Source organism: Solibacillus sp. (genome assembly GCF_040273735.1).
Taxonomy (GTDB): domain Bacteria; phylum Bacillota; class Bacilli; order Bacillales_A; family Planococcaceae; genus Solibacillus.
Map to the genome: position 1 here is coordinate 95,568 of NZ_JBELZM010000002.1, position 12,978 is coordinate 108,545.

12 protein-coding genes and 1 other annotated feature are annotated in these 12,978 nt (G+C 41.0%); of the genes, 11 read left to right on the plus strand and 1 reads right to left on the minus strand.

Features of this window, described 5'->3' with window-relative positions; genetic code table 11:
- Positions 1-52: 52 nt before the first annotated feature.
- The 6 genes from ccsA to ABS917_RS02600 all read left to right on the plus strand — a co-directional run bounded on the left by ccsA (position 53) and on the right by ABS917_RS02600 (position 5,489).
- Positions 53-880, plus strand: coding sequence for a cytochrome c biogenesis protein CcsA (gene ccsA / locus ABS917_RS02575; protein WP_350477542.1), 828 nt, complete (start codon positions 53-55; stop codon positions 878-880).
- Positions 881-903: 23 nt separating this feature from the next.
- A complete protein-coding gene (gene hemC, locus ABS917_RS02580; RefSeq protein WP_350477543.1) occupies positions 904-1,836 on the plus strand; it encodes a hydroxymethylbilane synthase in 933 nt (310 codons plus the stop codon).
- The gene (locus ABS917_RS02585) at positions 1,826-2,569 is read left to right on the plus strand and encodes a uroporphyrinogen-III synthase (RefSeq protein ID WP_350477544.1); all 744 of its coding nucleotides are present in this window, start codon (positions 1,826-1,828) and stop codon (positions 2,567-2,569) included. Before hemC ends, ABS917_RS02585 begins: the two co-directional genes overlap by 11 nt.
- Positions 2,566-3,546, plus strand: coding sequence for a porphobilinogen synthase (hemB, locus tag ABS917_RS02590; protein ID WP_350477545.1), 981 nt, complete (start codon positions 2,566-2,568; stop codon positions 3,544-3,546). Before ABS917_RS02585 ends, hemB begins: the two co-directional genes overlap by 4 nt.
- A gap of 1 nt (position 3,547) precedes the next feature.
- Positions 3,548-4,837, plus strand: a complete 1,290-nt coding sequence (gene hemL, locus ABS917_RS02595) for a glutamate-1-semialdehyde 2,1-aminomutase (protein WP_350477546.1) — start codon at positions 3,548-3,550, stop codon at positions 4,835-4,837.
- A gap of 64 nt (positions 4,838-4,901) precedes the next feature.
- Positions 4,902-5,489 carry an alanine racemase gene (locus ABS917_RS02600; RefSeq protein WP_350477547.1) on the plus strand — a complete coding sequence of 196 codons (588 nt, stop codon included), beginning with the start codon at positions 4,902-4,904 and terminating at the stop codon, positions 5,487-5,489.
- Between the two features lie 51 nt (positions 5,490-5,540).
- On the opposite strand, the gene ABS917_RS02605 is transcribed toward ABS917_RS02600, so the two are convergent.
- Entirely contained in the window at positions 5,541-5,732 is a 192-nt protein-coding gene (locus tag ABS917_RS02605; protein ID WP_079528065.1) for a hypothetical protein, read from the minus strand.
- A gap of 117 nt (positions 5,733-5,849) precedes the next feature.
- Positions 5,850-6,155 (plus strand) — a binding site (T-box leader).
- Between the two features lie 57 nt (positions 6,156-6,212).
- Here ABS917_RS02605 and ABS917_RS02610 point away from each other — a divergent pair.
- The 5 genes from ABS917_RS02610 to ABS917_RS02630 all read left to right on the plus strand — a co-directional run bounded on the left by ABS917_RS02610 (position 6,213) and on the right by ABS917_RS02630 (position 12,976).
- A complete protein-coding gene (locus ABS917_RS02610) occupies positions 6,213-8,855 on the plus strand; it encodes a valine--tRNA ligase (RefSeq protein WP_350477548.1) in 2,643 nt (880 codons plus the stop codon).
- Between the two features lie 94 nt (positions 8,856-8,949).
- Positions 8,950-10,221: a bifunctional folylpolyglutamate synthase/dihydrofolate synthase gene (locus ABS917_RS02615; RefSeq protein WP_350477549.1), complete on the plus strand. Its 1,272-nt coding sequence runs from the start codon at positions 8,950-8,952 to the stop codon at positions 10,219-10,221.
- Positions 10,218-11,465, plus strand: coding sequence for a bifunctional folylpolyglutamate synthase/dihydrofolate synthase (locus ABS917_RS02620; protein ID WP_350477550.1), 1,248 nt, complete (start codon positions 10,218-10,220; stop codon positions 11,463-11,465). Before ABS917_RS02615 ends, ABS917_RS02620 begins: the two co-directional genes overlap by 4 nt.
- Positions 11,466-11,679: 214 nt before the next feature.
- Positions 11,680-12,276 carry a translation initiation factor 2 gene (locus ABS917_RS02625; protein WP_350477830.1) on the plus strand — a complete coding sequence of 199 codons (597 nt, stop codon included), beginning with the start codon at positions 11,680-11,682 and terminating at the stop codon, positions 12,274-12,276.
- 106 nt (positions 12,277-12,382) lie between these two features.
- Positions 12,383-12,976: a Maf family protein gene (locus ABS917_RS02630; RefSeq protein ID WP_350477551.1), complete on the plus strand. Its 594-nt coding sequence runs from the start codon at positions 12,383-12,385 to the stop codon at positions 12,974-12,976.
- Positions 12,977-12,978: the final 2 nt, after the last annotated feature.

A 12,978-nucleotide genomic window follows, 5' to 3' on the forward strand; every position in this document is an offset into this window, starting at 1 on the left:
TATAGATAGCGAAAGCGCTTTTTTAGTAAGTTTCCATCAGGAGAAGGTGCATATGACAGAAATGGTAATGACAAGATTGTACGAGCTTATGATCATTCTCTATGGGCTCTGTATCGTACTTTATTTTACAGACTACCTTTATAAAAATATAAAATTCAGACGTGTAGCCTTCTGGTTTGTTTCAATCGTCTGGGTGTTGCAAACTTTATTTATCTTCTTGTTTATCATTGAAACAAAAAGATTTCCGATTTTGTCGTTGTATGAAGGGGTATTCTTTTATGCATGGCTCTTAACAACACTTTCAATCGTCCTGCATTGTATAGTACGAGTTGATTTACCGGTGTTTTTTATTAATGTATTGAGCTTTGTATTTATGACAATTCACTTATTTGCACCGCAAACCAATGATCAGATCGTTGGTGATTCATTAGTTTCGGAAATGCTGTTAATCCATATTAGTTTTGCGATTGTGTCATACGCCGCTTTTTCGGTTGCGTTTGTCTTCTCGCTGCTGTATTTAATTTTATATCGCATATTAAAGCAAAAAAAGTTTACGAATTTATGGTCACGATTGCCAAGTTTACAGCAAATGGTTAAGTGGATTAATTTATCGACCATTGTTGGCATTCCATTGCTATTAATAAGTTTAATTTTAGGGTTGGAATGGGCATTTTTAACATTAGAGAATGTTTCTATTTTCGATGTAAAAATTTTAGGCTCGTTTATCGTATCGATTGTTTACTTAATTATCTTTTTGCTGCATCGGAAAGGGAAATTAATCGGCATGGTATATGCACAGGTGCATATTTATTTATTTTTACTCGTTGTCATCAATTTCTTCCTCGGCAGCAAATTATCAAATTTCCATCTGTGGGTTTAGCAGAATAGAAAGGTCGGAGTAACGTGAGAAAAATTATTGTAGGATCTCGAAAAAGTAAATTAGCATTAACTCAAACAAACTGGTTTATTAATGAGTTGAAAGAAGCTGGCGTACCATTTGATTTTGAAATCAAGGAAATTGTAACAAAAGGCGACCGCATCTTAGATGTACAGCTTTCTAAAGTTGGCGGTAAAGGTCTATTCGTTAAAGAAATCGAACAAGCTCTATATGATAAAGAAATCGACTTTGCTGTGCATTCGATGAAAGATATGCCTGCCGTATTGCCTGAAGGGCTGATTATTGGCTGTATTCCTCCACGCGAAGATGCGCGCGATGCCTTTATTTCAAATGGTCATGTGAAGTTTGCGGATTTGCCAAAAGGTGCAATCGTTGGGACGAGTTCATTACGTCGTAGCGCACAATTATTACAAGCACGTCCAGACCTTGAAATTAAGTGGATTCGCGGAAATGTCGATACACGTCTAAAAAAACTGGAAACAGAAGATTTCGATGCGATTATTTTAGCTGCAGCAGGGCTAAAACGACTTGGCTGGAGCAATGAAGTCGTAACGGAATATTTTGATACAGATATTTGCCTTCCAGCTGTTGCACAAGGTTCATTAGGAATTGAATGCCGCTCGGATGATGCGGAACTTCTTGAGCAACTGGCAAAATTGACGGATGCCACAACATGGGCTACAGCACATGCAGAGCGCTCGTTTTTAGCTGCGATGGATGGGGGCTGCCAAGTGCCGATTGCGGGCTATGCTACAGTAGACGGTGACACAATTACTTTAACAGGTTTAGTGGCAGCACCGGATGCTTCTGTAACGTATAAGGAAACTTTAACAGGGACTGACGCGGATGCAGTTGGTAAAGCAGTTGCCGCAAAATTAACTGAGCAAGGTGCCTTTGACTTAATTCAAAAAGTAAAGGCTGAGTTAGATGCCGAGTAATGCACTCTTAGGAAAAACATTGATTATTACAGGCTCGGCGGTTGTAAGGTCTGTAGAGCAATTGATTGAGCAACATGAGGGGAAATTTTATAATTATCCATTAATCGAAACAGTAGAAAAGATTTCTAAGGAAGATGAATTTTATTTTCATGAATTACCTGCATATCAGTGGCTCATTTTTACGAGCCAGAATGCGGTGAAAAGCTTTATCGATAAATGTATACGGCATGTACAGACGATTCCGGCCACCATGAAAATTGCAGCTGTCGGTGAAAAGACGGCTGCTATATTGCAGGAGCACGGCTATGAAATTCACTTTATGCCAACTGTTTACAGTGCGGATGTATTTGTGAAGGAATTTTCGATGGAGCCAGGTGAACGTGCATTATTTGTACGAGGATCGATGGCGAAAAAGACGATTCATGAAGGTACTGGAGCGGATGAATGGACCGTTTATGAAACACGTCCGTGCACAAAATATTTTTCGCAGTTAATACAGTGCCTGCTGACAGAAAAACATCCGATTGTAATATTCGCCAGTCCTTCTGCGGTAGATATTTATGCTGAGCATATTGTTCCGCAAGTAGATTGGCAAAATGTGAAATTTGCATCGATTGGTCATGTAACAACAGCAGCCCTTGAAAAATACGGGGTGCAGCCAATGGTGCAACCGAAAATCTATACGATGCAAGCTGTAATTGAACAGCTCATCCTGGAGGAACAGACAAAATGACAGAACTATATTTCCAACGTCACCGTCGCTTACGTCAAAATGCAGCGATGCGTGCACTCGTAAAAGAAACATACCTGCAAAAAGAAGACCTTATTTATCCGTTGTTTATTATTGAAGGCGAAAATATTAAAAACCCTGTAAGCTCGATGCCGGGCGTATTCCAATTTTCTTTAGATAACTTGGCTGCTGAAGTAGATGAAATTGTAGACTTAGGCATTCGTGCGGTATTACTTTTCGGAATTCCTAAAGAAAAGGATGCAGTCGGTACTGGTGCTTTCCATGATCACGGCATCGTACAGAAAGCAACACGTTTAATTAAAGAGCGTCATCCAGAGCTTTTAGTCGTAGCAGATACTTGCTTATGTGAATTTACGGACCACGGTCATTGTGGTGTTATTGAAGGCGATCAAGTGTTAAATGATCCATCACTTGATGTGTTGGCGCGTACAGCAGTTTCTCAAGCAAAAGCCGGTGCTGATATTATTGCACCATCGAACATGATGGACGGGTTTGTAACGGCAATTCGTGCAGGATTGGATTCAGCAGGATTCCAGCATATTCCGATTATGTCTTATGCGGTGAAATACGCTTCTAGCTATTATGGACCATTCCGTGAAGCGGCAGAAGGAGCACCCCAGTTCGGTGACCGCAAAACGTATCAAATGGACCCTTCCAATCGAATGGAAGCGATCCGCGAAGCAACTTCGGACGTTGAAGAAGGTGCAGATTTCCTAATTGTGAAACCGGCATTAGCATATATGGATATTATCCGTGATGTGAAAAACAGCTTCCCGCTGCCTGTTGTGGCGTATAATGTATCAGGCGAATATTCAATGGTAAAAGCAGCTGCACAAAATGGCTGGATCGATGAAAAAGCGGTTGTGCTAGAAACATTATTAGGTATGAAGCGTGCAGGTTCCGATTTAATCATTACTTATCATGCAAAAGACGTCTGTCGTTGGTTGGAGGAAAAATAATATGCGTAGTTATGAAAAGTCAAAAGCAGCATTTACAGAAGCGGTTGATTTAATGCCAGGCGGAGTAAACTCTCCTGTACGTGCATTTAAATCAGTAAACTTGGATCCGATATTTATGGATTCGGGCAAAGGTGCAGTAATTAAAGATATTGATGGCAATGAATATATTGACTATGTCTTATCATGGGGTCCGTTAATTTTAGGACATGCACACCCGGAAGTTGTTTCGGCTATTCAGGATCAGGCAGCTAAAGGCGCATCATTCGGTGCACCTACTGTTTCAGAAAACAAGCTGGCGAAGCTTGTAATGGACCGTTTGCCTTCAATGGAAATGATTCGTTTTGTATCATCAGGTACAGAAGCAACAATGTCTGCACTTCGCTTAGCCCGTGGATTTACTGGACGCGATAAAATTTTAAAATTTGAAGGTTCATATCACGGCCATGGGGATTCACTGCTGATTAAAGCAGGTTCGGGTGTAGCGACACTTGGTTTACCTGACTCACCGGGTGTTCCAGCTGATATTGCCAAAAATACATTAACGGTTGCGTATAATGATCTGGAATCTGCAAAATTAGTATTCGAAAAATTCGGCGCTGATTTAGCTGCAGTTATTCTAGAACCGGTTGCCGGCAATATGGGTGTTGTTCCGCCACAGCCAGGTTTCCTTGAAGGGCTGCGTAAACTGACAGAAGAAAATGGAACGGTTTTAATTTTCGATGAAGTTATGACGGGCTTCCGTGTAGACTATGGCTGTGCCCAGGAATATTACGGAATTAAACCTGACCTTACTTGTCTAGGTAAAGTAATCGGCGGAGGTTTGCCTGTTGGTGCCTTTGGCGGAAAGCGCGAAATTATGGAGAAAATCGCTCCGTCAGGACCGATTTACCAAGCAGGTACATTGTCAGGTAATCCGCTTGCAATGACAGCCGGCTATGAAACATTAAGCCGCCTGAACAAAGACTCATATGAATACTTCCGCAAACTAGGAGACAAGTTGGAAGACGGTTTCCGTGCAGCGGCGACGAAATACAATATTCCACACACAGTGAATCGTGCAGGGTCGATGATTGGTTTCTTCTTCACAAACGAAGATGTAATCGACTTTGATTCGGCGAAAAGTTCGGATTTAGAGTTATTTGCAGAATACTTCAAGCTAATGGCCGAAGAAGGAATTTTCCTGCCGCCATCACAATTTGAAGGACTATTTATTTCTACGGCGCATACAGAAGAACATATCGCAAAAACAGTCCAGGCATTCCATAATGTCTTTGAAAAATTAGCGAGATAATCTCATAAATAAAATCATAAATCTCCTTTCTATGCATAATGTAAGCGTAGGGAGGGGATTTTTTATGCAACAGTGGGAAATGAAAGAGACATTTACATTTCCGAAGCAATTAGGAAATGTTCAAGAGAATTCTAAAATAGTAGTAGAACCGAAATGGCATGAAGAGATTAGCGAAGATTCCGTCGTAGTAAGAGGAATTTATGTAGTAAAAGGGAATATTCAATTTGATCATGTAGCACGCGAGGATGAAATTGAGGAAGGTATCTATATCGAGCATATGGATATTGAAAAAGATCATGGTTATTTCGAATACGCCCTGCCTTTTTCAGTAGATTTTCCGAACGATGACATTGAAGCTGTTTCACTTCGCATAAATGATATTAAAGTGGAGCCGAATAATGGCTATTGCTCGTGTAGCTGGGCAGTCCATTGCGATGTGGAAAAGAAAGTACAAGCAATTGCTGAAGTAGAGGAGCCGGCACCAGTTGAAGAAATCGTTTATGAACAGCCTGCAGAAGAAGTACAACCCCGACTTCAAGCGGAAAAAGAAGTAGAATCAACGCAGATGGCCCAGACCGTTCCCCATGAGCTTGATTTTCTGGAACAGTTGGCCGATGCATATAGTCGCGTGCAAATACAATTGAAAAAATAAATAAATGTTCCGTAAGAATCGAAGCTTACGGAACATTTTTTGTTGTGAATTTTAAATGAAATCTGTGAGCAGTAAGTAGGTAAATAAAATTAGAATAGCCAGCAATAATATATCACCCGTTGTCGGAAGTAAGACCGTACGGATCGCCTGAAAAATCGTAATCGGCAAAATACAATGGCGCATAAAGAAACGGAATTTTCGCAGCCATGGAGGCAATAAATAAGGGTTGTAGTTTTTTCGCAATGTCCAGACTCCTTTTGCATAGTATATGTGAAGAGCACAGATAACGTGTTAAAGTATATTCCCCATTCGTGCTTGATATTTCATTAAAAACAGCTTAAAATAAAGTGCAACTATATAATTGAAGCAAAGATTAGGAAGAGTACGTATGTGATCGATGGCAAGAGAGGAAACGGTAGCTGAAAAGTTTCTCCATCAACCATGCAGAAGGTAGCCTAGGAGCTGACTTAGTGAACTAATAGTAGCTAGGATCCGGTTAAACACCGTTATCGAATGAAGTGCCGATTGGGCATTCCAAGGCTGCATATTGACTGCTTGCGCTTTTTTAAATTTAAAGAAAGCGTTTGTGGGTAAGGAATGCGAACGCTTGACTAAACCCGATCGGAAATAAAGGTGGTACCGCGAATTAACTCCCTCGTCCTTTTTTTAGACGAAGGGAGTTTTTTTATGTCCAATAATAAGGTGACAAAGGAGAGATTCATCATGACGGAAATTACAATGCCAACAAAATACGATCCGCAGCAAACTGAAGCCGGCCGCTATGAATGGTGGTTAAAAGGCAAATTTTTCGAAGCAGATCCAACAAGCGATAAGGAACCATACTCTATCGTTATCCCACCGCCAAACGTAACAGGTAAGCTGCACCTTGGCCACGCTTGGGATACAACATTGCAAGATATTTTAATTCGTATGAAACGCATGCAAGGATATGACGCACTATGGTTGCCGGGTATGGACCACGCGGGTATTGCGACACAGGCGAAAGTAGAAGAAAAATTACGTGGTGAAGGTATTACCCGCTATGATCTTGGCCGTGAAAAGTTCCTGGAAAAAACATGGGAATGGAAAGAGGAATACGCTTCTCACATCCGTGCACAATGGTCGAAATTAGGTTTAGGCTTAGACTATTCAAAAGAGCGTTTCACACTTGACGAAGGTTTATCGGATGCTGTAAAAGAAGTGTTCGTTAAATTATACGAAAAAGGCTACATTTACCGTGGTGAACGTATTATTAACTGGGATCCAGCTGCCAAAACAGCCCTTTCAGACATCGAAGTAATTCACAAAGAAGTAGAAGGCGCATTCTATCATATGGAATATCCGCTTGCTGATGGTTCAGGTAAATTACGCGTTGCAACAACTCGTCCGGAAACAATGCTGGGTGACTCTGGTGTAGCTGTACACCCGGAAGATGAGCGCTATGCACACTTAGTAGGGAAAACAGTTATTTTACCTATCGTAGGTCGTGAAATTCCAATCGTTGCAGATGACTATGTAGATATGGAATTCGGTACAGGTGTTGTAAAAATGACACCAGCACATGACCCGAACGACTTTGAAGTTGGGAACCGTCATAACTTAGAACGTATTTTAGTTATGAATGAAGATGGTACAATGAATGACTTAGCGGGTAAATATGCTGGTATGGATCGTTTTGAATGCCGTAAGCAAATTGTTGCGGATTTACAAGAGGCAGGCGTATTAATCGAAATCGAGCCACATGTACACCAAGTAGGTCACTCAGAGCGTACGAATGCTGTTGTAGAGCCATATCTTTCTAAGCAGTGGTTCGTAAAAATGGCTCCGCTTGCTGAAGAAGCATTAAAAATGCAGGCTGATGAAAACGAAAAAGTAAACTTCGTACCAAATCGTTTTGAAAACACATATAACCGCTGGATGGAAAATATTCATGACTGGTGTATTTCTCGTCAATTATGGTGGGGTCATCAAATTCCAGCTTGGTACAACAAAGAAACAGGCGAGCTTTATGTAGGAAAAGAAGCACCTGAAGATGCAGAGAATTGGACACAGGACGAAGATGTTCTTGATACATGGTTCTCATCTGCTTTATGGCCGTTTTCTACAATGGATTGGCCGAATGAAGAATCTGAAATGTTCAAGCGCTATTACCCAACAAATACGTTAGTAACGGGCTATGACATCATCTTCTTCTGGGTAAGCCGTATGATTTTCCAAGGGAAAGAATTTACAGGCGAGCGTCCATTTAAAGACGTTTTAATTCATGGTTTAGTTCGTGATGCTGAAGGACGCAAAATGTCTAAATCTCTTGGTAACGGGGTTGACCCGATGGATGTAATCGACCAATACGGTGCGGATTCATTGCGTTATTTCCTTGCAACAGGTTCATCTCCAGGGCAAGATCTACGTTACTCTACAGAAAAAGTAGAATCTACATGGAACTTTGTAAATAAAATCTGGAATGCTTCTCGTTTTGCATTGATGAACATGGAAGGCCTGACATATGAGCAAATTGATTTAACAGGTAACTTATCAACAGCGGATAAATGGATTCTTTCACGCTTGAATGAAACGATTGACCGTGTTACAACATTATCTGATAAATATGAGTTCGGTGAAGTAGGCCGTGAACTTTATAACTTCATTTGGGATGACTTCTGTTCATGGTATATCGAAATGGCGAAATTGCCACTATACGGTGAAGACGAAGCAGCTAAATTAACGACTCGTTCAGTACTTGCTTACGTTTTAGACAACACGATGCGTTTACTGCATCCATTCATGCCTTTCGTAACAGAAGAAATTTGGCAGCACTTGCCGCATGAAGGGGAGTCAATTACAGTTGCTGCATGGCCGACTGTAAACACGAAGTTCAACTTTACGGCAGAAGCAGGCGATATGCAGCTGTTAATGGATATTATCCGTGCTGTACGTAATATTCGTGCAGAAGTGAATACACCAATGAGCAAAAAAGTACCGATGACAATTTCGGCAAAAGATGAACAAACATCGGCAGTGCTTGAAGTGAACAAAGGCTATATTGAAAAATTCTGTAACCCTGATGGCTTAACAATCGGGGCGGATCTTGAAGCGCCAGCACAGGCGATGTCAGCAGTAGTTTCAGGAGCAGAAATCTTCATGCCACTTGCAGGTTTGATTAATATTGAAGAAGAAATCGCACGTCTTGAAAAAGAGCTCGACAAATGGGCGAAAGAAGTAAAACTAGTTTCCGGTAAGCTATCGAATGAACGATTCGTTTCAAAAGCACCGGAAGCATTAGTAGCAACAGAGCGCGAAAAACTTGCGGATTATGAGGCAAAATACGCAACAGTTGAAAAACGCATTGCAGAACTGAAAAACATGTAATGCCAAAGTGAGGTACCGTATAACGGTGCCTCTTTCTTTTAATTCAGCTATAATAAAACATATTACATATTAGCCGTATTAGGGAGAGAACATAATGTTTCAAACGATGGAGCAATGCACAGATTATATTTTTAAACTAAAAGCAAGCCAATATAAAGGTGAACCATTACAGTCAGCGAAGATTATCCTGGATGCGCTTGGCAACCCGGAACAAAAAACAGAATTTATCCATTTTGCCGGTTCCAATGGAAAAGGTTCAACATTAAATGCGACACGTGAAATTTTTATCGAGCACGGCTTAACCGTCGGCGCATTCATATCTCCGCATCTTGAGCGTGCAAATGAACGGGTGACAATCAACAAACAGCAAATTTCCGATGAGGACTTTTTGCGTATTGCAAATGAGATTGCGGAAGTCATTAAAGATAAATTGGGCGGTAAATTCCCGAGCTTTTTTGAGTTCATGACATTGCTTGCCCTAAAATATTTTTCGGAGCAGTCATTGGATATCGCATTGCTTGAAACCGGTATTGGAGGGCGTTTGGACTCGACAAACGTTGTGACACCGGAAGTAAGTGTGATAACAACAATTTCGCTTGAGCATACGGATATGCTTGGTGAGACGTATGCGGAAATTGCCGCAGAAAAAGCAGGAATTATTAAGCAAGGTAAACCGGTCGTAGTCGGAGTGAAAAATACGGAGGCGCTGGCGGTAATTCAGCAAACGGCAGCACGGCTACATGCTCCGGTCTATACATTGGGTGAACACTTTTATGTGGAGAATCAAAAAAGTGCTTATTTTGACTACCGAGGCACTATTAACATCGACAAAATTAAACTTGCGATGGCAGGGGAACATCAAATGGCGAATGCCGCGCTTGCTATTACAGCAGCACATTTATATCTTGCGTCTTTTAATGCCCAAAAAGTAAAATTGGCCTTGCAGCATGCGAAGTGGGAAGGGCGTTTTGAAAGAGTGCAACACAATATTATTTTGGACGGTGCCCATAATTCGGAAGGGACGACTGCCCTAATAAATACATTAAAGGAAACTGCGCCACAGCATAAAGTAAAGTTTGTCTATGCTGCTTTACAGGATAAGGACCATGGTGTAAGTATAAAATTAATGGATGATGTCGCATCTGAAATGCACTTCACTCAAATTAGCTTGCCGCGCGCGGCAACAGCGAAGCAGCTATATGAACAAAGCATACATTCAAAAAAGTTTATGCATTCGGACTGGCAGGAACTAATTGAAAACGAAATGAACCATTTGGCTGAAGATGAGCTGCTCGTTATTACCGGCTCATTATATTTTATCGCTGAAGTGCGCAGTCTGTTTGCAGAAAGAGGGTGGATTTCATGATTCCATTACTGGATGTATACAAAGAGCGTTGGCAAGTGAATAGTGAACGAGCGATCAAGCCGGGTTTGGACGCAATTAAATCCGCACTGCGTCTTCTTGGACAGCCTGAAAAACAGCTGAATGTAGTCCATTTAGCGGGAACGAACGGAAAAGGTTCAACATTGTCATTTATTGAAGGGGTGGCACGTGAATACGGATTATCAGTCGGGAAGTTTATGTCACCTTGTATTGTAGATGTTCATGATCAAATACAGATTGATGGCCGATCAATCACAAATGAGCAGATGGACCGGATGTTTCAGCAGTTTGCGAAAGCAGGGCTTAGCGGGAAACTGACGGACTTTGAACTACTGACAGCGGTTGCGTTTTTATATTTTGCTGAGCAAAAGCCGGACTTAGTGTTAATCGAAGCAGGAATGGGCGGCAGGGAAGACAGTACAAATGTTGTGACACCGATCGTTTCGATTGTCCCGAGTATCGCTTTGGAACATACAAATTTTTTAGGCAATACATTAACGAGTATTGCATATCATAAAGCCGGCATATTGAAAGAAAATCGTCCGGCAGTAATTGGGGAAATGACAGAAGAGGTTACCGAAGTTTTCGAAAAGGAAGCCGTTCAGAAAAATGTGCCATTATTCAAGTTAGGTACCGACTTTTTCGTTTCCAAAAATGAAGGAACAGAAGTGTATGAGTATCCATTACTGCAACTCAACATTTCCGATTTAAAGCGTCAGCTACTAGGAAAACATCAGGGGCATAATATGGCATTGGCCATTACTGCATTTCTGCAAGTTTTAAAGAATTTCAAATTGCCGCTAGATGTTCAAAAAATCCGTACGGGTGTGAACAATGCAATACTTGCCGGGCGCTTTGAACAAATCCGGCCGAATCTTTATTTTGACGGAGCACATAATCCTGCAAGTATTCAGTCATTGGTGGATACGGTAAAAGAGCACTTTCCGAACAAGCGAATCGAATTTGTCATCGGTTTACTGGCAGACAAGGATGTCAAAACAATTCTGCGGTCATTGGAAGAAGTCGGTGACGCTTTTTATTTCGCCGATATTCATAATGAACGGGCCATGCAGGCAATGACTCTTTACGAAATTAGTCAGGCGAAGGAAAAACAAATAATTGAAGATGTAAACGAATTTCTACAGCGCCCAGTAATAGGTGAAACAGTTCGAGTCGTTACCGGTTCACTCTATTTACTGAGTGAAATTCGACGAAATATGCACTGATTCCGACATGGCAACAAACTTTGGGGGAAGTGCGCATATTGCGATTTACGGGAATTTGAAAAATATGAATTGCCGTAACCGTAATAGAAAAAGCAGACTGCAAATAAAGAAGAATAATAGCGAAAACTTTTTAGTGGGAGGCGACAGCAGTCTCCTCTTTTTTTATCGCTATTTTGCTATTGTTGTATGAAAAAGAGATGGAGCTGTGGCAACGATGAAAGCTTTAAGGAATAATGCCATTTTTCAAGCAATGTTCATTGGAAGTATTACAGGGCTTGCTGGCGTCATACTATTTGTTTTTATTCTGCAACTACCTTCGACAACCGAAGAAGCTGCAGAAACAATCCCGACTGTTCAAACACCTGAGGAGCAGCAAGTACAGCAACAGTATTTTGCATTGCAGCACGGTGTTTTTTCAAATTTTGATAGTGCCGCACAATTTTTAGGGACTTATCCTACGTTAAATAAAGCAGCAGTTGTTAAAGTGGACGATCAGTATTTTGTCTGGTCAAGACTGGATACAGAAAAAGTGGAAACCGCATTAACGATTGTGCCTACCGGTTTTTATAAAAAAATTAAGATTGCGAGCAGCTGTTCTAATCCTGCAGAACTGCAGCTGCCGGTCACATTGAAAGATCCGAAATTGTTCTCGGCTGAGGAAACTGAAGCGATTGACAAAAAACAGGTACCAGAAGATTGGACAGGGATTATGACTGAAGTTTCAAAGCTTTCGACGAATCCGAATGTTGTTCGTCTGCATATGTTTATAAATTATTTTGAGAGTCTTGATTGCTTGAAAGTAACATTTTAATTGATGAAAACATAATCAAATTGTGCTTTTCGCATATTTGCAAATAGAGTTGGCTGTTGTTCAAATTTCCTTTTCTCAGTTACTATAGAGTGTAGGAGGATTGGAAATGAATTTTACTACAAATGAACAACTAATATTAGCTTCTGCTTCACCAAGGAGAAAGGAATTGCTTCAAATGCTGAATGTACCGTTTGAAATTGTGACAAGCGATGTTGTCGAAACAAGCGTTACTGGCGATACGGCCCATGAATATGTGACAGAAGTGGCATTATTGAAAGCGCGGGATGTGGCCCAGAAATGTCCGAATCATTGTATTATCGGAGCGGATACAATTGTTGTGTTTAATGACCAAATACTGCACAAGCCTGTTTCGGAGGAAGAAGCCGTAGAGCATTTAACGAAGCTTTCCGGAAATCGTCATGAAGTGATGACTGCTGTAGCTCTTATTTTGACGGACGGAACAGAGCATACATTTGTTGAAGTAACAACGGTTCTATTTAAAGATGTTTCTCCCCAAATGATTAAGGCCTATGTTCAGACAGCTGATCCTTTCGATAAAGCAGGCGGATACGGAATACAGACGAGTGGCGCCATGCTCGTTGACCGTATTGAAGGAGACTACAATAATGTCGTCGGTTTACCGATTGCTACATTAGTTCAAAAAATGCTTACATTACAACTACTAAAACTACCATTTTAGGA